The sequence below is a fragment of the Mycolicibacterium tusciae genome, assembly GCF_002086795.1.
Lineage (GTDB): Bacteria > Actinomycetota > Actinomycetes > Mycobacteriales > Mycobacteriaceae > Mycobacterium > Mycobacterium tusciae.
This window is the reverse complement of the sequence record NZ_MVIM01000002.1, coordinates 432324-453856: the sequence shown is the minus strand read 5'-3', so window position 1 is coordinate 453856 and position 21533 is coordinate 432324. Positions and strand designations below refer to the sequence as shown.

The following is a 21533-nucleotide window of genomic DNA, read 5'->3' as shown; positions in this document are numbered from 1 at the left end:
GTCGATGCCAGAACTAGACACTGTCAAGATCGAGAGTCGGAGGCCACGATGACCGCGCCATTGACCGTTCGAGCCGGCGATCGCGAGCGTGAGCAGACTTCCAGCCTGCTGGGCCAAGCCCTCGCGCAGGGCTATTTCTCACTGGACGAGTACGAGACCCGCCTGCAGACGACATTCGCCGCCCACACCACAGCTGAACTGCACGAACTCGTCGCAGACCTGCCGCTGGACCGCATTCGGCGCAACGACCCGGCGCGTAGGCAGGCGCGCCGCAGGGCCGCATGGCGCGGCGTGCAGCTGCACTTCGCCGCCTACCTCGCGATGGTCGTCATCGTGTTGACGGTGTGGCTGGTCGTCGGCCTCACCGCCGGCGCCTGGTACTTCTGGCCGGTGTGGCCGATCCTCGGCGCCGGCATCGGCCTCATCGGACACGCGGTGCCGATCCGGTTCGCGGTCCCCGGTGGCTGCGCGGCGCGTCAGGGCTCGATCAGGCCTGCGCGAATCGCATAGCGCGTCAACGCGACCCGGTCCTGCAGCCCGAGTTTGGCCAGCGTGTTGGTGCGATGACGGTCGACAGTCTTGGCGCTGATGCTCAACGTGGTCGCGATCTCGCGGGTCGACAAGCCCTCGGCGATCAGCTTGAGCACCTCCTCCTCGCGCGGCGTGAGGATGGTGTCGGGCAGCGCGTCGCCCTGCCGCGCCCGGTGCAGATAGTCCCGGATCAGCGCAGTCACTGCGCCCGCGTACAGAAACGGCTCACCGCGCAGCGTCGCGCGGCATGCCTCCAGCAGGTCGCGGTCCGCGACCGACTTCAGCACATATCCCGAGGCCCCGGCTTTCAGCGCCTCGAAGAAGTATTGCTCGTTGTCATACATCGACAGGATCAGGATCCGGACGTGCGGATGCCTGCGATTCATCTCCCTCGCCGCCTGCAGACCCGTCATGCGCGGCATCGCGATATCGAGGATCGCCAGGTCGGCCGGTGTGCGGTCGAGCACGTCGAGGGCTTCGCTGCCGTCGGCCGCCTCCGCCACCACGGTGAGATCGGGCTCCGCATCGATGATCATCCGCAAGCCGCTGCGCACCAGGGCGTGGTCGTCGGCGAGCAAAATCCGCGCGGGAGAGGCGAGCATCAGCCGTCCCGCCCCGGCAGCGGAATCACCAGGCGCACCTCGGTGCCCTCGTCCTTGACGGAGGTGATCGTCAGCGCCGCGTTCACCAGCACCGCCCGCTCGCGCATCCCGTTGATCCCCGCACCCTCGTCGGCGACGCCACCCCGTCCGTCGTCGGCGATCCGCAGTGTCAACTGATCCGCGGTGGTGTGCATGTCGAGCCACACCTTGTGCGCGGCGGCATGCCGCGCGACATTGGTCAGGCTTTCCTGGGCGACCCGGTAGCAGACCAGCTCCACATCAGCAGGCAGCCGATCAGCCTGGGAGGCAATGTGTTTGACCACCGTCAGACCGGTGGCCTGAGAGAACTCACTGCACAGCGCGTTGAGCGCACTGGTGAGTCCGAGGTCTTCGAGCGCGTCCGGGCGTAATCGACGCACGATGCTGCGGACCTCGTCGAGGCTGGCGCGCACCGCCTCCTGCGTCCCGGCGAGTTCGCTCTTGATCTCCGTCGGCGCCAGATCGACAGCGCGCTTGAGCATCAGCAGCGCGACCGTGAGGGTCTGCCCGATCTCGTCGTGCAGTTCGCGGGCGATGCGCTGACGCTCGTTTTCCTGGGCGGCCAGCGCGGTCGCGCCCGCCGTCGTCCGCTCGGATTTCAGCAGCGGCGCCAAACTCGACCGCAGCAGCAGCGCGTTCGCCGTCAGCATCACCGCCAGCCCGACGACCAGGACCGGTATCTCGGTCAGCTTGATGCGCGATGACACCGACGCGGGAGACAGCGCCAGGATCAGCGTCCCGGCGACGAAGATCAGCCCGTTGATCAGGAAGACACGCCGAAACAGCGCGGCGGCTGGAGTGCGCGCCCCTCTCATAGCCCCAGCGTGAACCGTTGCACCGAGGTTTGTCCATACAGGCCACATCTCGCCCGAATGGGGGTCAGACCCGATGGTGCGCCACTTCTCTTCCGCCCAGACTGACCCTCAACATGCACGGTCAGTCGACGAAATGACCGGAGGACGAGGACGATGACGCTTACCGCAGACACCGCCGGCACCCATTGGAACGAGCTCATGCAAGCACATGAAATCGCCGTGACCCCACCGACGGTGCGGATGGATGACCCGGTGTCCAAGGCCATACAGCTGATGGTGGTCAACCGGCTACCCGGACTCGTCGTGGTCGACGAGTCCGACCGTCCAATTGCCGTGCTGCCCGGGACCCAAGTCCTGCGACTGACGATCCCCGAGTCCTACCGCGACGATCCGGCGCTCGTGCGGACCGTCGACGAGATCCACGCCGACCTGTTCTGGCACGGTCCGGGCCGGCTGACCGTGGGCGACTGCCTGCCCACCCCGGTCGCCAAACCGGTGACGGTGGCCCCGGACGCCACCCTTCTCGAGATCGCCACCGTGATGGCCAACAAACGGAGTCCGCTGATCGCGGTCGTCGACCGCGGGGGAAAGCTGGTCGGTGCGGTAACGCTCGAGCGGCTACTCACGAGTCTGGCCGTGGCCGGCCCCAACGACTGATCCACCGGCCCGTGCTGGCCCCTCTCCTGGCGCTGGCGATATTCGTCGTCGCCTTCTGGTTTCTGGCGACAGAACGCGCGAACAAGGTAAAAACTGTCCTCGTCGCGGCGGGCCTGATGACGCTGCTCGGCCTGACCCCCGGCGTGCAGATCTTCTACTCAGAGCACGAGGGCATCGACTGGAACGTCATCTTCCTGCTGCTCGGCATGATGGTCATCGTCGGCGTCATCAAGCAGACGGGGCTTTTCGACTTTCTCGCGATCTGGGCCGCAAAACGCTCCAAGGGCAAGCCGTTTCGGCTCATGGTGATGCTGATGGTCATCACGGGCGTAGCCTCACCGGTACTCGACAACGTCACGATCATCATGCTCGTCGCACCGGTCACGCTCGTAATCTGCGACCGGCTGGAGATCGCGCCGCAGCCGTTCCTGATCGCCGAAGTGCTGGCGTCCAACATCGGCGGGGCCGCCACCCTCATCGGCGATCCGCCCAACATCATCATCGGCAGCCGGGCCGGCCTGACGTTCAACGACTTTCTGGTGAACATGGCGCCGATTGTGCTCGTGATCTTCGCACTGTTCGTCCTCTTCACAAAGTTCCTGTTCCGAAAGGATCTGCGCGCCAACCACATGCGCCTCGACAAGGTGATGGCGCTGCAGGAACGGCGAGCGATCAAGGACACCGGCCTGCTTCTGCGGTCGATGGTGGTGTTGGCGCTGGTGATCGTCGGCTTCTGCCTGCACTCGGTGCTGCATGTGGCGCCGTCCATCGTCGCGCTGCTGGGCGCGGGCACGATGCTGTTGGTCACCAACGTCGACGTGGCCGAGGTGCTGCCCGAGGTGGAATGGCCGACACTGGTGTTCTTCATGGGCCTGTTCGCCATGGTCTCGGGCCTGGTGCACACCGGTGTGATCGGGTGGCTCGGCGACGCTGCGGTCAACCTGTTCGGCGACGACTTCTTCCTCGCCGCAACGGGTTTGCTGTTCGGATCCGCCATTCTCGGCGCGTTCGTCGACAACATTCCGTATACGGCGACGATGACTCCGGTGGTCGAGGACATGGCCGCGCAGGCACCGGACGCCGACACCGGCCGAGCTTTGTGGTGGGCGTTCGCGCTCGGTGCATGCTTCTCGGGTAACGGCACCGCGATCGCCGCTAGCGCCAACGTCGTCGCCATCGGCATTGCGCAGCGGGCCGGGCACGCGATCAGCTTCTGGCGGTTCACCCGCTACGGCATTGTCGTGACGCTGCTTTCGACCGCGATCGCTTGGGTCTATGTGTGGCTGCGCTACTTCTGATGCGTCCAGTTATCCACCGCTGCAACAAGTTCGGCGGCGCTCGGGACCCGCTTGTCGGCCCAGGCCACGTAGCTGTCGGGACGCACCAGAACAGCGGCGGGAAGCTCTGGATGCCTGCCGACGACGTGCACGATGTCGGACCGGCCGGTGTCCACCGGCGTCGCCGTGATCAACACGAACTTCCCCGCGCGCAACAATTCGTAGACACGCTCGCCGCTGCAGTCGACCTCGGGCATCCGGCGGCCCACCAACGCGTGGTCACCGCGCTTGCGCGGGTAGGCGATTCCGATACCGCTGAGGAACTCGCGCATCAGTCGCCTGGTCTTGGGCACCCGGGTCAGCGTTCCGATGACGATAGTGCGTGCGACGCGTTGCACTTTCGAGCGTCCGAGCACCACCTGGTTGAAGGCGTCGGTCGTCCGAAGCACCGCCGCGCCGACCGGATGCCGCTCGGCTTCATACGTATCCAACAACCACGTCGGCGCCGATCCACTGAACGCGGCCGCCAGCTTCCAGCCCAGGTTCATCGCGTCGCCGATGCCGGTGTTCATGCCCTGGCCGCCCAGCGGCGAATGCACATGGGCGGCGTCACCTGCGATGAACACCCGGCCCGACCGGTAGTGCCGCGCCTGTCTGCGTTCGGACAGGAACCGCGAACTCCACCTCATCTCGGTCATGCCGTAGTCCTCACCGGCGATGCGGACGAACGAATCGCGGATTTCGTCCAGCGTCACCGGTTCGGTCAGCGGCGCCTGTTCACGCAACCGGTCCCATGCGATGGCGCGGAACCAGCCATCGCCGAACGGGATCATCAACACGACACCACGCTCGTTGGTCACCCCGGTCAGGGTGTCGGACGGTGCGCGCGTCAACGCGACGTCGGCCAGCAGGATGTGCGTCTCGTACTGCTTGCCTGCGAATTCGATGCCGACCTGACCACGGACGGTGCTGTGGGCACCGTCGCAGCCGACCACGTATTTCGCGCGGATCGACGTCCCGTCGGCACACGCGACCGTGACACCACCGTCGTCCTGGGTCAGCCCGACCACTTCAGCTCCGCGCACGACGGGGACGCCGAGTTCGCCGACGCGGGTCTCGAGCACGTGCTCGGTGCCGCTCTGCGGGACGATCAACAGCATCGCGTACCTGCCGGGCAGGTCCCGCAGGTCGACCGTGGTACCGCCGGGCGGAGCGAGCTCGAACACCTGCACCCCGCGTGGCACCAGAGCCTCGGCCATCCCGCGCGCGTCGAGCAGTTCCAGGGTGCGAGCGTGCACGGCGAAGGCCCTGGTGATGTTCGGTGTCGAGGCGCGTTCCTCGAGCACCCGGACCGCCACGCCTGCGAGGGCGAGTTCGCAGGCCAGCATCAGACCGGTGGGTCCGGCCCCGACCACCACCACATCCACTGTGTCCATGAGGGCGGATGGTAGCCGCATCGGCCCACGTAGACTGGTGTTAAGCCCGAGCCCTAACCCGGCTGACACCCCGCTATCTGCCCTCTACTGACGGCACGCTGCCGAGCCACGACAGAAACGGAGTGCCCTTGCTCGCCATCCTCATCGCCCACGCGGCCGCAACCGCTCTGGCGCCCCTGCTCGTGTACCGCTGGGGACGGATGGCGTTCTACCCATTGGCACTGGTGCCGCTGGGTTCACTGGTCTGGGTCGCGGCCAATTGGCCCGCTCCCGGGGGCGCATCCACGGTCGACGTGCCATGGGTGCCCGAGTTGTCGATGAACTTCAATCTTCGGTTCGATTCGCTTGCGGCGATCATGAGCGTCTTGGTGCTGGCCATCGGCGCCCTCGTCCTCTTCTACTGCGCCGACTATTTCCAGCACCACGACGGACACACCGAGAAGCGGCTACCGAGCTTCGCCGCCGAGTTGGTCGCCTTCTCCGGCGCCATGTTCGGCCTGGTGACCAGCGACAACATGCTGCTGCTCTATGTGTTCTGGGAGCTGACCACGGTGTTGTCCTTCCTGCTGGTCGGTCATTACGCCGAGCGCGCCACGAGCCGCCGCGCCGCCACCCAGGCGTTGTTGGTGACGACGTTCGGCGGGTTGGCGATGCTCGTCGGCATCATCGTGCTGGGCAACATGGCCGGCACCTACCTGCTCTCCGAGCTGATCGCGTCACCGCCCACAGGTATCGCCGCCTCCGTAGGGGTGGTGCTTGTCCTGGTCGGGGCGCTGTCCAAATCGGCGATCGTGCCCATGCACTTCTGGCTGCCGGGAGCAATGGCCGCCCCGACACCGGTCAGTGCGTATCTCCACGCCGCGGCGATGGTCAAGGCCGGCGTCTATCTGTTGGCGCGCATGACGCCCGGCTTCGCGGATTCTCCACCGTGGCGCCCCATCGTGATCACCCTCGGCATCCTGACGATGTTGATGGCGGGCTGGCGGGCGGTGCGGGAGTACGACCTCAAGTTGATCCTCGCGTTCGGCACCGTGAGCCAACTCGGGCTGATCACCGTAATGGTGGGCTCGGGCGGTAGCGACATGATGCTCGCCGGGCTGGCGATGCTGGTCGCGCACGCGATGTTCAAGGCGTCGCTGTTCATGGTCGTCGGCGTCATCGACCACGCCACCGGTACCCGTGACATCCGCAGGCTGGCGTGGCTCGGCACCCGCAGCAGGAGCCTTCTGCTCATCGCGATCGGGGCCACGGCGAGCATGGCGGCGCTACCACCGTTCTTCGGCTTCGTCGCCAAGGAGGCCGACCTCGAAACAGTGCTGCACAGCCCGGTTCTCGGCTCGACCGCACCGTTCGTCCTCGCGGGCATCGTGCTCGGTTCGGTGTTCACCACCATCTACAGCCTGCGTTTCCTGGTGGGCGCCTTCGGCCGCAAGGGACGACCGGAGCCCAGCACCCGGGTGGCCGAAATGCACCGCCCCGAAGTCGCTTTCATGTTGCCACCCGCGCTTCTCGCGGCCGCAGGCCTGCTGTTCGGACTGTGGCCGACGCAACTCGACACCGTATTGGACAGCTACGCGGACACGGTCCCCGGCGGCGAGGACTACGACCTCGCGCTGTGGCACGGACTCGGACTGCCGCTGCTGTTGTCGGTTCTCGTCCTCGCGGTCGGCAGCGCGGCATTCTTCGGGCGGTCGCGCCTGCGTCGCGTTCGCGTTGTGCGCGAACCGCTCGGCAACGCCGACCGGATTTACGATGCGGCCGTCCGCGGCCTGGACGTACTGTCGGTCCAGCTGACCGCGGTGACGCAGCGCGGTTCGATTCCGGCGACGCAGTCCGTCATCCTGTCGACGCTGGTCCTTGTCCCCGTCGCGGCATTGGCGTTGGGCGCCCGCGATCGACCGGACTTCTTGTTGTGGGGTTCACCCGTTCAGCTCGTGGTCGGGTTGATCGTGCTGGCGGCCGCGCTCGGTGCGACCATGCTGCGCAACCGGCTCGCGGCCGTACTCCTGGTCGGGGTCACCGGCTACGGCTGCGGCGCGATCTTCGCGTTCCATGGCGCACCCGATCTGGCGCTGACGCAGTTCCTGGTCGAAACGCTGATGCTGGTCATCTTCGTCCTGGTGCTGCGCACACTGCCCGCCGAGGCGGACCGCACGCACATCAACCGGTTCCGGTGGGCACGGGCGGCGCTCGCGATCGCGGTCGGCGCGACGGTCACCACGCTGGCCGTCTACGCGATGGCCGCCCGCACCGGCACGCCGATCGCCGAATTGTTGCCCGACGCAGCGTATTTCCGTGGACACGGCGCCAACACCGTCAACGTGCTGCTCGTCGACATCCGCGCGTGGGACACCATGGGTGAGATCATGGTGCTACTGGTTGCCGCGACCGGTGTGGCGTCGATGGTGTTCCGGCACAGGCGGTTCGGGGCGGCACCGAGAGTCTCCGACGCCGGCCAGCCTGACATCGGACGGCTGCCCATGACGACGCACAGCCCGGCGGCGGGTGACATCACGTGGCTGAGGGGCAGCGAGTTGCGCGACCCCCGGCACCGTTCGTTGGTACTCGAGGTCGCGACGCGCATCATCTTCCCGCTCATCATGGTGCTGTCGGCGTACTTCTTCTTCGCCGGCCACAACACTCCCGGCGGGGGATTCGCGGGAGGGCTGACCGCGGGGCTCGCGCTGGTGCTGCGGTATCTGGCCGGCGGACGCTATGAACTGGGTGAGACCCTGCCCTTGGACGCGGGCAAGATCCTGGGCAGCGGGCTGCTGCTGTCCGCGGGAACCGCGGTGACCTCACTGCTGGTGGGTGCTCCGGTGTTGTCGTCGGCGCTGATCGAGTTCGACGTGCCGGTGCTCGGAACGGTCAAGTTCGTCACGGCGCTGTTCTTCGATCTCGGGGTGTACCTCATCGTCGTCGGACTCGTGCTCGACGTGCTGCGCAGCCTGGGTGCCCGCATCGACGTGGAGATGGGCCAGCAGCGCGGGACGGTGAACTCGGCATGAGCACCTACCTCATCCCGCTCATCATGATCGGCGGCCTCACCAGCGCGGGTGTCTATCTGCTGCTGGAACGCAACCTGACGCGGATGCTGTTGGGGCTGTTGTTGATCGGCAACGCCATCAATCTGCTGATCCTCACCGTCGGCGGCCCGTCGGGTAACCCGCCGATCCGTGGCCGAACCAGCGAAGGCCAGACCACCACCGCAGATCCGTTGGCGCAGGGCATGATTTTGACGGCCATCGTCATCACATTTGGTATCGCCGCGTTCGTGCTGGCGATGACGTACCGGTCGTACCGACTGACCACCGAAGAGGAAGTCGGTGACGATCCAGAGGATGCAAGGGTCTCGGAGATCGCCGCCAAGGACGCCGTGACCATCGAAGAGGACCGGCTACGCGCAGATGCGGCCCGCGATACCGACGAGCCCGACGAGTTGGATGCCCTACCCGGACATGAGGGTTCACGATGACCCTCTCTGCGGTGCTGACACCGTTGCCGGTGCTGATCCCGACACTCGCCGCCGCCGTGACGATGTTCGCCGGCCGCAGGCCGCGACTGCAACGAGTCATCGCCCTCGGCGCGTTGTCGGTGGTCGTCGTCGTATGCGCTGCGCTGCTCTACCTCGCCGATCGCGACGGCACGCTGGCCCTCCAGGTCGGCGGTTGGGGACCCTCGGAGCCTGGGATGGGACCGCTCGGCATCACCCTCGTGGTGGACCGATTGTCGGCGCTGATGCTGCTGGTGTCGTCGATAGTGCTGCTGGCCGTGGTGTTCTACGCCATCGGTCAGGGCATCCGAGACGGCGACGACCGTCAACCGGTGTCGATCTTCCTGCCGACCTACCTGGTGCTGTCGGCGGGCGTCTGCATCGCATTCCTGGCCGGCGACCTCTTCAACCTGTTCGTCGGATTCGAGGTGCTGCTGTCGGCCAGCTTCGTGCTGCTGACCATCGGTGGCAGCAAGGACCGTGTGCGCGCGGGCATCTCGTACGTCATGGTGTCGATGGTGTCCTCGCTGGTGTTCCTGTTCGGCATCGCGCTCGTCTATGCGGCAACCGGCACGTTGAACATGGCCGAGTTGGCGTTGCGACTCGAGGACGTCTCATCGGGCACCCGCACGGCCTTGTTCGCGGTGCTCCTCGTGGGGTTCGGCATCAAGGCCGCCGTCTTCCCCCTTTCCGCGTGGTTGCCCGACTCCTACCCCACCGCGCCCGCACCTGTGACGGCGGTGTTCGCCGGCCTGCTGACGAAAGTGGGTGTGTACGCGATCATCCGCGCGCATTCGCTGCTGTTCCCCGACGGCGGGCTCGATCCATTGCTGCTCGTGGCGGCGTTGCTGACCATGCTCGTCGGTATCCTCGGCGCGATCGCGCAGAGCGACATCAAGCGGCTGTTGTCGTTCACTCTGGTCAGCCACATCGGCTACATGGTTTTCGGTATCGCACTGTCCAGCGAACTCGGCATGGCGGGAGCGATCTACTACGTGGCCCACCACATCGTGGTGCAGACGACACTGTTCCTCGTCGTCGGTCTGATCGAACGCCAGGCCGGTGCGTCGACACTGCAGCGCCTCGGCGGACTCGCTGCTGCCAGTCCGATCCTGGCTTTCGTGTTCGTGGTGCCTGCCCTGAACCTCGGTGGCATACCGCCGTTTTCGGGGTTCATCGGCAAGGTCGCACTGCTGGAGGCCGGCGCGCAGAACGGGTCCGCGCTGGCCTGGATGCTCGTCGGCGGCGGCGTGGTCACCAGCCTGCTGACGCTGTACGTGATCACGCGGGTGTGGACCAAGGCCTTCTGGCGGTCGCGCGAGGATGCCCCGGAAGGACATCTGTCGGCGGCCGCACCAGCGGCGCTGCTCGACGATTCCGAGGATGTCGACTTCTTGAGCCGCGACGACGTGGGCAGGATGCCGGTGGGCATGCTGCTGCCGACGGGAGCGCTGATCGCGGTAGGGCTTTCCATGACGATTCTCGCCGGGCCGTTCTTCGCCTATTGCGAACGCGCCGCCGAAGAGGTCCTCGACCCCGGCCAGTACATCTCGGCGGTGATGGGCAAATGAGAAACGTCGTGCTCCGCGTCTGGGTGGTGTGCTGGCTGATCCTGGTGTGGATTCTGTTGTGGGGCACGTTCTCTGCGGCCAATGTCCTTTCGGGCCTGCTCGTCGCGCTGGTCATCACGCTGCTGCTGCCGCTGCCCGCGGTGCCCGTCGAGGGCAGGGTGCACCTGCTGTCGCTGTTGCGATTGATTGTCTCCGTCGGCTACGACCTGGTGCTGTCGTCGGTCCAAGTGGCATGGTTGGCCGTAAAGCCTGGCCCGCCACCGCTTTCGGCGGTGTTGCGCGCCCATCTGGCCGTCAAATCCGATCTTGTGCTCGCATTGGCCGTCAGCATATTCAACCTGGTCCCCGGTTCCATCGTCCTGGAGATCGATCAGAGTCGGCGGATGCTCTACATGCACGTGATCGACGTCGGCAACGAGCGGTCGCTGGCCCGGTTCTATCGCCAGGTCAGCAAGGTCGAGCGGCTGCTGGTGGCTGCCTTCGAACGCGAAACCGACTGGCGGCCTGCACCGAGCAAGGAGAGCACATGAATTACGTCTGGATCGCCGCAGCGGTGATGCTGACGGCCGCGGCCGGCGTCACGATGATCCGGTTGCTCGCAGGCCCGAGCACCCTCGATCGGCTGGTGGCGCTGGACACCCTTGTCGCCGTGACGATGTGCGGCATCGGCACCTGGGCTGCGTTCAGCCTCGACACGACGGTGACGTACGGCATGGCAGCGTTGGCGTTGATCAGCTTCGTCGGCTCGGTGAGCGTCGCCAGATTCCGGGTGCCGGACATCGACAACTCAGGCATCACAAGGGGAGAACGATGAACGTGGTCGACATCGCGGTCGCGGTGCTCATCCTCGGCGGCTCCGCGCTGGCCCTGACCGCGGCCATGGGTGTGGTCCGCTTCCCGGACACGTTGACGCGCATGCACGCGGCATCGAAACCGCAGGTGCTCGGACTGCTGTTGGTGCTCGCCGGCGCGGCGATCCGGTTGAGCGGCAACATCGACGTCGGCATGCTCGTCCTTACCGGCTTGTTCACCCTGATCACCGCACCGGTGGTGGCCAACCGGGTAGGCCAGCTGGCCTACCGGGAACAGAACGTTCGCGACGACCTGCTGACCAAGGACGAGCTGTACGAGTTCGCCGAACCCGAGAATGGTGGCAATGGCAAGAACTGACGACGACAGCTGGGACATCACCGAGAGTGTCGGCGCCACCGCGCTCGGGGTGGCGTGGGCCCGGGCGCAGGAAGCCTCCACGAGTTGTCCGCTGTTCACCGACTCGTATGCCCAGCGCTTCGTCGACGCCGCGATGGCTCGCGGCTGGCAGCTGCCGCCGTCGCACATGGTCGAACGGATCCGGGCGATCTCGAACTACGCCGCCTCGCGCACCAAGTGGTTCGACGACTTCTTCATCGCCGCCAATGCACACGGCGTCGTGCAGGCCGTCATCCTCGCGGCGGGGCTCGATGCCAGGGCGTGGCGGCTGCCGTGGGCCGACGACAGCGTCGTCTTCGAGATCGATCACCCGAAGGTGCTCGCCTTCAAGGCCGAGACGCTGATCGACGATCGACCGGCCGCCCGCTACGTCCCTGTGCCGATCGACTTGCGCCAAGACTGGCCGAAAGCCCTGCGCGACGCGGGTTTCGACCCGCAGGAACCGACAGCGTGGATTGCCGAGGGCCTGCTGCCCTACCTGCCCACCGAAGGTCAGGACCTGTTGTTCGAGCGCATTCACGAACTCAGCGCGCCGGGCAGCCGGATCGGCGTCGAATCGTTCGGCGCCGGATTCTTCGATCCCGAATATCTGGCGAACCGCGAGGAACAGGACCGTGCCGACGTCGCCGACTGGCTGATGGATCACGGCTGGCGGGTGTCGTCGGAGGAAGCCGACGCGCTGATGCTGCGTTACCGCCGCCCGCCCACGGCGGACATCACACCCCGAACCACGTTCGTCGAGGGCGTGCGGGGCTAGCCGAAACCTACTCGGAGAGCTGGAATTCGACCATCGCGGTGACGGTGTCCACGGCTTCGCTGAGCGCGGCTACCCGCGCGGCGGCAGTGGGCGCGGCCAGTACGGCGTACCGGTCGGCCTGTCCCATGGGTAGGCGGGATGCCAACGCGTACATCCACATTGCGGCATCCCCGGACGCGTCCGCGCCGGCGACGATGTCCCGCGCCACCACCTGTGCTCCACGCGCCTGGGCGATCCGCTCGAACAGCGCGACCATGCGGTCCTCGATGTCCCTGATCGCGTCCACGTCCACGGCCTCACCCGGTTCGTCGGGCCACTCCTCCACCGCCGCGCGCGGGTACGGGTTGTCCGGCTGCCACTCGACCACCCGGATCCGCTCGGCCATCACACAGCGCAAGCGATAACGGCCGTCCCCGAGGTCGGCGGCCTCCGTGATGCGTGCCATCGCGCCGACGTCGCTGCGCATGTCACCGCCGCCCACCTCGCGGCCCGCCGAGATCAACACGACGCCGAACGCCGGAGCGGCGTCCGATGAGCCGCTTGCGCGAAGAGCTTCAGCCTGAGCCAGGCAGTCCGAAACCATTGCTGCGTAACGAGGTTCAAAAATCCGCAACGGTAGCTCTTCGCCGGGCAGCATCGCCACCTGCAGCGGGAACATGGGCGTGACGAGCATCCTCAGATGTCCAATTCGGCGACCAGCGCGTCGACCACAGCACGCAGGTCGCCGTCATGCTCCTCGGCGACCCGTCGTTGCCGTTGATAAGACCCGCCCGAGGTGCAGATGTCGGAGACCAGCCGGAGTTCGTCGGCGCAGTTCAACGAGGCAGCGACCGGCTCGAGTCGATTCAACAGGTCGTCGAGATCGTCGGTCACCAGACGCTCGTTGCTGTCTTCGTCGAGGATGATCACCGCGTCCAGGCCGTAACGGGCTGCGCGCCACTTGTTTTCCTGTACGTGCCACGGCGGCATCGTGGGCAGCCGTTCGCCCGCGTCCAGACGATGGTCGAGGTCGACGACAAGACAGTGAGTCAATGCCACCAGCGCGCTCAACTCGCGGATGTTGGAAACGCCGTCGAAGACCCGCACCTCCACCGTTCCGATGTGCGGCGAGGGCCGGATGTCCCAACGGATCTCGTTCATGTGGTCGATGATGCCGGTCTTCTTCTGATCGTGAACGAAGCCTTCCCACTCCCGCCACGTCTGGAAGTGGAATGGCAGTCCGGCCGTCGGCAACTGCTGGAACATCATCGCGCGGTTGGACGCGTAGCCGGTGTCCTCACCGTCCCAGAACGGCGACGATGCGGACAGCGCCAGCAGATGCGGGTAGTGGTTGAGCAGCGAGGTATTGATCGCCATCACCTTGTGCGCCGACGAGATGCCCACGTGCACATGGACGCCCCAGATCAGCATCTGCCGACCCCACCATTGCGTGCGCTTGATCAGCTCTGCGTAACGGGGCGCATCGGTCAGGCTCTCCGAGGTCCATTGGGCGAACGGATGCGTACCCGCACAAAACAACTCCATGTTGCGATCGCGGACGATCTTGCGTGCGGTCCGCAGCGTCGACCGCAGGTCGTCCATCGCCTCGGGAACGGAATCGCAGACACCGGTAACGACCTCTACGGTGTTGCGCAGCAGTTCTTTGTGGACCCGAGGGTTGTTCTCCCCGAGCTCCTCGATCACCTCGGTCGCGACGTTGCTCACGTCGCGGGTCTCGGCGTCGACGAGTGCGAACTCCCACTCCACTCCCAGCGTCGGCCGGGGTGAGGCGACGAAATCTATGTGGCGGTTAGCTGGCGCCGATGACACCGCAGGCCACACGCTTTCCGGCATCGCCGGTTGCCAGGGTGGTCTCGTCCGGCGGAGGCGCTCCGTTGACCTGCTGGTAGCGCTCCGGCGGGATGTTGGCGAAGTTGTCGGCCTTCTCGTGAATGATGATCGCGGTCTTGGCCTCACCCGTCAGGTCCGCCGCGGTGAACGCGTCGGTGGTCGTCACCAACAGCGCCGAACCGTCCTCGCGAACCTGCAGCGACGAGAGGTCACCACTCGCAGGGTGTCCGCTGTGTCCGGCCACCTGCAGATGTCCGCCGGCCGAGTTGAAGTCGCCGGGCGCACCGCCGGTCGGCGCGACCGAGCTGGCCTCGCACTTGCCGACCGAGTGGATGTGCAGTCCGTGGAAGCCGGGCGCGAGTTCACCGGCCTCAGTGGTCTGGACCGTGACGGTCGCGTAGTTGCCCGAGAACGCGATCTCGGCCGTGGCGACCGTCGTCCCGTTCGGGAGTTTCAGTTCGGTCGTCAGCGTCTCGCCGCTGGCGGCCTCACCCTCGCCTCCTCCGTGGCCACCGCCCTGCTCACCTGGCGCCGCAGACGGTGCCGGCGAACCGGTCCACACCGACGGCGTGGTGCCCGGCGTGGTTGCGGGTTGTTCGGGGGCGCTGCATGCGCTCAACACGAGGGCGGGAATTGCGAAGCCTGCTGCAACGGCGACGTTCTTGAGCATGTGCAAGAGCCTAGCCGGTCACCACCACGAGCACGCCCGGCGGCTGCTCGGCCAATTCAGGCAGTCGCGGTTCGACCGGCGCATCCAACAACCTGCCGACTTCCTCGGCGGCCTCCCGCTCCCCTGGGGCGTCGGTGAAATACACGGTGTTGGTTGTCACGTCGGGCAGCTCGAGGTTGCCGGTCTCGGCGACGGTCCAGCCGCCCTCCCGCAACCGGTTGGCGGTGCCCTCCGCAGCGCCCTGCACCGTCGAGATGTTGAACACCCGCACCTCGGGCTTGGCGGGTTCGGGGGACTCTGTCGGACTGGCGGTGGTGACGGTCGGCGTGCTCGTCGCGATGGGCGACTGTTCGCCGTCGTCGTCCCCTGAACCCATCGCCTGGAATCCCACCAGGAGAAACACGACGCCGAGGAACAGCAGCACCATCACCATGGCACGCAGGGGTAGGCCAGAGGAGTTCTGCTGATTCATTGCGTTCACTGTATCCAGCCGGACAAGCAGGTCGAAGAATGCCCTTGCGGCCTCAGGTGACGTCGAAGCCGAGCCGGCGCGCCGCCCGCGCCTTCTGCCGGCTCGCACGCAACCGACGCAGCCGCTTGACCAGCATCGGATCTGCTGCGAGCGCCTCGGGGCGGTCCACCAGCGCGTTGAGCACCTGGTAGTAGCGGGTGGCCGACATGGAAAAGAGTTCTTTGATCGCGTCTTCCTTGGAACCCGCGTATTTCCACCACTGACGTTCGAACGCCAGGATGTCGTGCTCGCGCCGGGTCAGCCCATCGGCCAGCGCAGGGTCGTTCCCGGATTGCTCAGTCCGCGCGATTGCGCCGTCCATCTCGCTCCTGGACCCTTCCAACATTCGAAATGACATCGCTGTGGTTCGGCGCTCATTCAACCACGGGTTTGCAGCCTGAGGCGTCCGACATGCCCGCGAGTCGGGCGATAAGGATTGCCGACTTAAGCTGTTCCGCGTGGCCGTTGTACCGATACGCATCGTAGGAGATCCCGTCCTGCACACCGCGACCGAGCCCATACCCGTCGGTGAGGACGGTTCGCTGCCGGCGGATCTCGCGGACCTGATCGCCGATCTGTACGACACGATGGCGGCGGCCAACGGTGTCGGGCTCGCCGCGAATCAGATCGGCGTGGCCAAGCGCGTGTTCGTCTACGACTGCGCCGATGAACGCGGCAGGGTCACGCGGCGCAAGGGTGTGGTCGTCAATCCCGTACTCGAGACGTCCGAGGTTCCGGAGACGATGCCCGACCCGGACAACGATGACGAGGGCTGTCTGTCGGTGCCCGGCGAATCGTTTCCGACCGGGCGCGCGGACTGGGCGCGGGTGACGGGCCTGGACGCCGACGGCACGCCGATCACGCTCGAGGGCACCGGTCTGTTCGCGCGGATGCTGCAGCACGAGACGGGCCACCTCGACGGTTTCCTGTATCTGGACCGCCTGGTGGGCAGGCACGCGCGCAGCGCCAAACGCTCGGTGAAGTCGCACGGCTGGGGGGTGCCAGGGCTGACGTGGACGCCCGGCAAGGATCCCGACCCCTTCGGTCACTGATGCAGATCCCGCCGGTGGGTACGCGGGTGATGATTCGTCACCGCCTGCCCGCCGGGTCGGTGCCACCGCTGACGGACGTGATCGGTCACCTGGTGCAGACGGGGCCGACACTGCAGGTGCGCACAAAGCGCGGAGACGTCGTGGCCGTGGCGGTCGACGACGTCGTCGTGATCAAGGCGCTGGCCGACGCGCCGGTACGCACGGCCGACATTCGCCACCTCGAGCACGCGGCGGCGCTGGCCTGGCCGGGCGTCGAGCAGCAGTGGGTGGACGGATGGTTCTGCCGCTACGGGAACGGCAGCACGAGGCGCGCCAATTCAGCTGTCCCACTGCAGTTTTCAGTTTCCACCGACCTGGCGGCGATCGCTGATTGGTACGCGGCGCGATCGGTGGCGCCGTTGGTGAGCGTGCCGGATCGGCTTTTTCGTGTTCCGCGACAGGCGTCGACCGAGGCCGGGAACCTCGTCATGGCATGCGATATCGAGCCGGGCGAAGGCCTTGGCGCGGTGGTGCTGGCGCCACAACCGGATGACGAGTGGATGCGCATCTACGACCGCGATGTACCCATCGAGGTCCTGAACGCGGTGATCGGCGGCTCGGTGATCTTCGCGACGGTTGCGGGCGTAGCGGTGGCGCGGGCGGCGGTGACCGACGCGCCCGACGGTACTCGCTGGCTGGGCTTGTCGGCATTGCAGGTGGCTCCGGATCAACGCAGGCACGGCCACGCGCGGGCACTGTGCAGCGCGCTGCTGGCCTGGGGTGCGGACCACGGCGCCACCCGCGCCTACACCCAGGTTCTCGACGATAATGCCTCCGCGATAGCGCTTTTCGAGTCGCTACGGTTCGCGCTGCACCATCGCTCGCGCTACATACGCGTCGACAGGGGTCTCGCAACGCTAACGGGTTGATCGCAGGCACCTGGTGGCTGCAATCAACCCGTTAAGGGTGGCAGACCGGCACCTCCGTAGGCTCGAACCATGCGCTTGGCCACGTGGAACGTCAACTCGATCCGCGCTCGCGTCGATCGGGTGGCGGACTGGTTGGAGCGTGCCGACGTCGACGTCCTCGCGATGCAGGAGACCAAGTGCTCCGACGAGCAGTTCCCCACCATGCCGTTCCTGGCCGCCGGCTACGACGTGGTGCACTGCGGGTTCAACCAGTGGAACGGCGTCGCCATCGCGTCCCGGGTCGGCATCGACGACGTGCAGGTCGGCTTCGACGGTCAACCGACCTGGAGCAGCAAACCAGATGTCGAAGCCGCAGCGGAAGCGCGTGCGCTGGGCGCGACGTGTAACGGGGTGCGAGTGTGGAGCCTGTACGTGCCCAACGGGCGCACCCCGGGCGATCCGCACTACGTTTACAAGCTGCAATGGCTTGCCGCGCTGCGTAATACGGCACAGCAGTGGCTCCTCGACGACCCGACGGCACAGATCGCCATGGTGGGTGACTGGAACATCGCGCCGACCGATGAGGACGTGTGGAGCGTCGAGGCCTACGCGGGCAGCACCCACGTCACCGAGCCGGAGCGAGCGGCTTTCGACGCGATCGTCGACGCTCAATTCAGCGACGTGGTGCGGCCTTTCACCCCCGGCCCCGCCGTATACACCTACTGGGACTACACCCAGTTGCGGTTCCCGAAGAACCGCGGCATGCGCATAGACTTCATTCTCGGATCACCGGCGTTGGCCCAGCGCGTGACCCACGCCGAGATCGTCCGCGAGGAACGAAAAGGGAAGTCCCCCAGCGATCACGCTCCCGTGTTGGTCGAGCTGACGTAAGCAGCTAGGCGATATTGTCGACGGCCTTCGTTGTATCCACGGCTATCGGCACAAAACACATATATTAGCTATATAAAGGAACGCGGAGCAATTCCTATTCCCACGCACGCACCGCCTGCGCTAGCGTGGCAGGAGTCCACACACGGGAGCGCACACCCAGTGCGCTGAGAGGACGGGTAGGCCCGTCGACCGTACGAACCTGACCGGGTAATGCCGGCGTAGGGAGATGCTGAAAGTGCTGCATTCTGACGTTTCCACCGCGACCCCAGCGGTGACCAGCGGCCCAATCGCGGGCAGCACCAAGGTCTACCGGGACCTCGACGGGATGCGAGTGCCGTTCCGTCGCGTGAACCTGACCAACGGCGAGCACTTCGACCTGTATGACACCTCGGGCCCGTACACCGACACCGACGCGGCGCTCGACCTGCACCGAGGACTGGCGCCGCGGCCCGGTGTGGTGTCAGACCGCGGCACCCAGCTGCAACGCGCCCGCGCCGGCGAGGTGACCGCCGAGATGGCGTTCATCGCCGCCCGCGAGGGGCTGGCACCCGAGTTGGTTCGTGCCGAAGTTGCACAGGGGCGCGCAGTGATCCCGGCCAACCACAACCATCCCGAGGCCGAACCGATGATCATCGGCAAGGCATTCGCGGTGAAAGTCAATGCGAACATCGGCAATTCGGCCGTCAGCAGCTCGATCGCCGATGAGGTCGACAAGATGGTGTGGGCCACCCGGTGGGGTGCCGACACCATCATGGACCTGTCCACCGGTCGCGACATCCACCTGACGCGGGAATGGATCCTGCGCAATTCGCCGGTGCCCGTCGGTACGGTGCCCATCTACCAAGCGCTGGAGAAGGTCAATGGCGATCCGGTGGCGCTGACCTGGGAGTGCTACCGCGACACCGTGATCGAACAGTGCGAGCAGGGTGTGGACTACATGACCGTGCACGCGGGCGTCCTGCTGCGTTACGTGCCGCTGACCGCCAACCGCGTGACCGGAATCGTCAGCCGGGGCGGCTCCATCATGGCCGCCTGGTGTCTTGCCCACCATCAGGAGTCGTTCCTCTACACGCACTTCGCCGAACTGTGCGAGATCCTGCAGCGCTACGACGTCACGTTCTCGCTCGGCGACGGATTGCGGCCAGGCTCGATCGCCGACGCGAACGACGCCGCCCAGTTCGCCGAACTGCGCACGCTCGGGGAACTGACCAAGATCGCGAAATCTCATGGCGTGCAGGTGATGATCGAGGGTCCCGGTCACGTCCCGATGCACAAGATCGTCGAGAACGTGCGCCTCGAAGAAGAGCTGTGCGACGAAGCTCCGTTCTACACGCTTGGCCCGCTGACGACCGACATCGCTCCGGCCTACGACCACATCACGTCGGCGATCGGCGCCGCGATGATCGCTCAAGCGGGTACCGCGATGCTCTGCTACGTGACGCCGAAGGAACACCTGGGGCTCCCGGACCGCAAGGACGTCAAGGACGGCGTCATCGCCTACAAGATCGCAGCGCATGCCGCGGATCTGGCCAAGGGACACCCCCGTGCGCAGGAAAGGGATGACGCGCTGTCCCGTGCTCGATTCGAGTTCCGATGGCACGACCAGTTCGCTCTCTCGCTGGATCCGGACACGGCCCGCGAGTTTCACGACGAGACCCTTCCCGCTGAACCGGCGAAAACGGCGCACTTCTGTTCGATGTGCGGTCCGAAATTCTGCTCCATGCGCATCACGCAGGACATCCGCGATGCCATGGCCGAAAAGTCCAAGGAGTTCGCCGAACACGGCAACCAGGTCTATCTTCCACTGGCATGAGTTTCCTTCCGCTCACACCGCCGGGCCAGACCCCACTTCGGGTCATGACGATCGCCGGGTCCGACTCCGGCGGCGGGGCGGGCATCCAGGCCGATATGCGGACGTTCGCGATGCTCGGCATGCACGGACTCGTCGCCGTGACCGCGGTGACCGTGCAGAATTCTCTGGGGGTCAAAGGGTTTCACGAAATCCCGCTGGACGTCATCGCCGGCCAGATCGAAGCCGTGGCGTCCGACATCGGTGTCCAGGCCGCCAAGACCGGCATGCTGGCGTCCTCGGCGATCATCGACACCGTCGCTGACACCTGGCGCGGACAGGGCCTGGCCGGCACCGTCCCGTTCGTCGTCGACCCGGTGTGCGCGTCGATGCACGGCGATCCGCTGCTTCATCCCAGCGCCCTGGACTCCCTCAGGGGCCGGCTGTTCCCGCTGGCCACGTTGGTGACACCCAACCTCGACGAGGTGCGCCTGCTCGTCGACGTCGACGTCGTCGACGACGCGTCCCAGCGGGCGGCTGCGCATGCCCTGCATGCGCTCGGACCGCAGTGGGTGCTGGTGAAGGGCGGACACCTGAGGGCGTCGTCGCAGAGCCCTGATCTGCTGTTCGACGGAACCGACTTCTTCGAGTTCGACACCGCCCGCATCGACACCGGACACGACCACGGGGCGGGTGACACGTTGGCCGCCGCCATTGCGAGCGCGCTCGCCCACGGTTACCCGGTGCCGGATGCGGTGGCGTTCGGAAAGCGTTGGGTCACCGAATGTCTGCGCGCGGCGTATCCGCTGGGTCACGGCCACGGGCCGGTGTCGGCACTCTTCAGGCTCCACGGATGAACCTCGACGATATCGCGGGCATCGCCCACGAACCGGCGGGCCAAGGCGTCCCCATTGGCACAGTGATGCTGACCCATGGCGCCGGCGGTAGTCGGGATTCCCCAATGCTGCAGAAGATCTGCGACGAGTGGGCGGCGCGCGGCTGGCTGGCGGTGCGTTACAACCTGCCGTATCGGCGGAGACGGCCGAAGGGACCGCCGTCGAACTCCGCTGCGACCGACCAGGCCGGAATCGTCGAGGCCGTCGAGCTGGCCCGCACCCTCACCAAAGGACCGGTCGTCGCGGGCGGACACTCGTACGGCGGCCGGATGACGTCGATGGTCGTCGCTGATGATGCCGCGAAAGTCGATGTGCTGACCCTGTTTTCGTATCCGCTGCATCCCCCCGGCAAGCCGGAACGGGCACGCACCGAACATCTCCCGCGGATATCCGTGCCGACGGTGTTCACCCACGGCACCGCCGACCCGTTCGGGTCGATCGACGAGCTACGGACCGCGGCGGCGCTCATTCCCGCCACCACCGAAGTCGTCGAGATCAACGGCGCCCGACATGATCTCGGCTCGAAGACGCTGAATGTCCCGGCGCTGGCGGTCGACGCGGCATTACGTTTGCTGGGTGCTGCGTCCTAAGGGTGGTCATCGATCCGCGCTTGACGCTAA

At 66.3% G+C, this 21533-nt stretch carries 24 protein-coding genes and 1 riboswitch; of the genes, 16 read left to right on the top strand and 8 right to left on the bottom strand.

From position 1 onward, the window contains the following. Positions 1-48: 48 nt before the first annotated feature. Positions 49-510 carry a DUF1707 domain-containing protein gene (locus tag BST47_RS05220; protein ID WP_083124134.1) on the top strand — a complete coding sequence of 154 codons (462 nt, stop codon included), beginning with the start codon at positions 49-51 and terminating at the stop codon, positions 508-510. On the opposite strand, the gene BST47_RS05215 is transcribed toward BST47_RS05220, so the two are convergent. Both BST47_RS05215 and BST47_RS05210 read right to left on the bottom strand, forming a co-directional pair. Continuing rightward, a complete protein-coding gene (locus BST47_RS05215) occupies positions 477-1133 on the bottom strand; it encodes a response regulator (protein ID WP_083124133.1) in 657 nt (218 codons plus the stop codon). The genes BST47_RS05220 and BST47_RS05215 overlap by 34 nt on opposite strands. Further along, positions 1133-1987, bottom strand: a complete 855-nt coding sequence (locus BST47_RS05210; protein WP_083124132.1) for a sensor histidine kinase — start codon at positions 1985-1987, stop codon at positions 1133-1135. Before BST47_RS05210 ends, BST47_RS05215 begins: the two co-directional genes overlap by 1 nt. 153 nt (positions 1988-2140) lie before the next feature. Here BST47_RS05210 and BST47_RS05205 point away from each other — a divergent pair, with 153 nt between their 5' ends. Then, positions 2141-2644: a CBS domain-containing protein gene (locus BST47_RS05205; RefSeq protein ID WP_234809574.1), complete on the top strand. Its 504-nt coding sequence runs from the start codon at positions 2141-2143 to the stop codon at positions 2642-2644. A gap of 11 nt (positions 2645-2655) precedes the next feature. Further along, positions 2656-3942: an ArsB/NhaD family transporter gene (locus tag BST47_RS05200; RefSeq protein WP_083124131.1), complete on the top strand. Its 1287-nt coding sequence runs from the start codon at positions 2656-2658 to the stop codon at positions 3940-3942. On the opposite strand, the gene BST47_RS05195 is transcribed toward BST47_RS05200, so the two are convergent. Continuing rightward, complete coding sequence (locus BST47_RS05195) at positions 3933-5357, bottom strand: FAD-dependent monooxygenase (RefSeq protein ID WP_083124130.1); 1425 nt, start codon at positions 5355-5357, stop codon at positions 3933-3935. The two genes, BST47_RS05200 and BST47_RS05195, sit on opposite strands and share 10 nt — an antisense overlap. Positions 5358-5485: 128 nt before the next feature. Here BST47_RS05195 and BST47_RS05190 point away from each other — a divergent pair, with 128 nt between their 5' ends. From BST47_RS05190 to BST47_RS05160, 7 genes are read left to right on the top strand one after another with little or no spacing between them, the layout of a single operon-like run. Beyond that, complete coding sequence (locus tag BST47_RS05190; protein WP_083124292.1) at positions 5486-8365, top strand: Na+/H+ antiporter subunit A; 2880 nt, start codon at positions 5486-5488, stop codon at positions 8363-8365. Further along, positions 8362-8832, top strand: a complete 471-nt coding sequence (locus BST47_RS05185) for a Na(+)/H(+) antiporter subunit C (protein ID WP_083124129.1) — start codon at positions 8362-8364, stop codon at positions 8830-8832. The genes BST47_RS05190 and BST47_RS05185 overlap by 4 nt, the downstream gene beginning before the upstream one ends. Then, entirely contained in the window at positions 8829-10421 is a 1593-nt protein-coding gene (locus tag BST47_RS05180) for a Na+/H+ antiporter subunit D (RefSeq protein ID WP_083124128.1), read from the top strand. Before BST47_RS05185 ends, BST47_RS05180 begins: the two co-directional genes overlap by 4 nt. Next, complete coding sequence (locus tag BST47_RS05175; protein ID WP_083124127.1) at positions 10418-10951, top strand: Na+/H+ antiporter subunit E; 534 nt, start codon at positions 10418-10420, stop codon at positions 10949-10951. The genes BST47_RS05180 and BST47_RS05175 overlap by 4 nt, the downstream gene beginning before the upstream one ends. Continuing rightward, positions 10948-11235, top strand: a complete 288-nt coding sequence (locus tag BST47_RS05170; RefSeq protein ID WP_083124126.1) for a monovalent cation/H+ antiporter complex subunit F — start codon at positions 10948-10950, stop codon at positions 11233-11235. The genes BST47_RS05175 and BST47_RS05170 overlap by 4 nt, the downstream gene beginning before the upstream one ends. Next, positions 11232-11591 carry a monovalent cation/H(+) antiporter subunit G gene (gene mnhG, locus BST47_RS05165; RefSeq protein ID WP_083124125.1) on the top strand — a complete coding sequence of 120 codons (360 nt, stop codon included), beginning with the start codon at positions 11232-11234 and terminating at the stop codon, positions 11589-11591. The genes BST47_RS05170 and mnhG overlap by 4 nt, the downstream gene beginning before the upstream one ends. Next, positions 11578-12387: an SAM-dependent methyltransferase gene (locus tag BST47_RS05160; RefSeq protein WP_083124124.1), complete on the top strand. Its 810-nt coding sequence runs from the start codon at positions 11578-11580 to the stop codon at positions 12385-12387. Before mnhG ends, BST47_RS05160 begins: the two co-directional genes overlap by 14 nt. A 7-nt stretch (positions 12388-12394) precedes the next feature. On the opposite strand, the gene BST47_RS05155 is transcribed toward BST47_RS05160, so the two are convergent. The 5 genes from BST47_RS05155 to BST47_RS05135 are packed head-to-tail and all read right to left on the bottom strand — an operon-like array spanning position 12395 to position 15720. After that, on the bottom strand, positions 12395-13060 hold the full coding sequence (locus BST47_RS05155; protein ID WP_083124123.1) for an LON peptidase substrate-binding domain-containing protein: 666 nt from the start codon (positions 13058-13060) through the stop codon (positions 12395-12397). 2 nt (positions 13061-13062) lie between these two features. Continuing rightward, entirely contained in the window at positions 13063-14220 is a 1158-nt protein-coding gene (locus BST47_RS05150) for a glutamate--cysteine ligase (protein ID WP_234809573.1), read from the bottom strand. Then, positions 14177-14887, bottom strand: a complete 711-nt coding sequence (gene sodC / locus BST47_RS05145; RefSeq protein WP_083124122.1) for a superoxide dismutase[Cu-Zn] — start codon at positions 14885-14887, stop codon at positions 14177-14179. The genes BST47_RS05150 and sodC overlap by 44 nt, the downstream gene beginning before the upstream one ends. 10 nt (positions 14888-14897) lie before the next feature. Continuing rightward, positions 14898-15359, bottom strand: coding sequence for a LytR C-terminal domain-containing protein (locus BST47_RS05140; protein WP_107528854.1), 462 nt, complete (start codon positions 15357-15359; stop codon positions 14898-14900). A gap of 52 nt (positions 15360-15411) precedes the next feature. Beyond that, entirely contained in the window at positions 15412-15720 is a 309-nt protein-coding gene (locus tag BST47_RS05135) for a nucleoid-associated protein NapA (protein WP_083124120.1), read from the bottom strand. Positions 15721-15856: 136 nt separating this feature from the next. Between BST47_RS05135 and BST47_RS05130 the strand changes: the two genes are divergently transcribed. The 6 genes from BST47_RS05130 to BST47_RS05105 all read left to right on the top strand — a co-directional run bounded on the left by BST47_RS05130 (position 15857) and on the right by BST47_RS05105 (position 21503). Continuing rightward, positions 15857-16450: a peptide deformylase gene (locus BST47_RS05130; RefSeq protein ID WP_083124119.1), complete on the top strand. Its 594-nt coding sequence runs from the start codon at positions 15857-15859 to the stop codon at positions 16448-16450. Next, a complete protein-coding gene (locus BST47_RS05125) occupies positions 16450-17358 on the top strand; it encodes an N-acetylglutamate synthase, CG3035 family (protein ID WP_083124118.1) in 909 nt (302 codons plus the stop codon). The genes BST47_RS05130 and BST47_RS05125 overlap by 1 nt, the downstream gene beginning before the upstream one ends. Before the next feature lie 69 nt (positions 17359-17427). Next, positions 17428-18228 (top strand): exodeoxyribonuclease III, encoded by an 801-nt coding sequence (locus BST47_RS05120; RefSeq protein ID WP_083124117.1) that lies wholly within the window; start codon positions 17428-17430, stop codon positions 18226-18228. 132 nt (positions 18229-18360) lie between these two features. After that, a riboswitch (TPP riboswitch) is annotated at positions 18361-18471 on the top strand. Beyond that, a complete protein-coding gene (gene thiC, locus BST47_RS05115; RefSeq protein ID WP_165799740.1) occupies positions 18455-20041 on the top strand; it encodes a phosphomethylpyrimidine synthase ThiC in 1587 nt (528 codons plus the stop codon). (Overlaps the previous riboswitch by 17 nt.) Continuing rightward, positions 20038-20874: a bifunctional hydroxymethylpyrimidine kinase/phosphomethylpyrimidine kinase gene (gene thiD / locus BST47_RS05110; RefSeq protein WP_083124116.1), complete on the top strand. Its 837-nt coding sequence runs from the start codon at positions 20038-20040 to the stop codon at positions 20872-20874. Before thiC ends, thiD begins: the two co-directional genes overlap by 4 nt. Next, positions 20871-21503, top strand: a complete 633-nt coding sequence (locus BST47_RS05105; protein ID WP_083124115.1) for an alpha/beta hydrolase family protein — start codon at positions 20871-20873, stop codon at positions 21501-21503. The genes thiD and BST47_RS05105 overlap by 4 nt, the downstream gene beginning before the upstream one ends. The last annotated feature ends 30 nt before the right edge of the window (positions 21504-21533 follow it).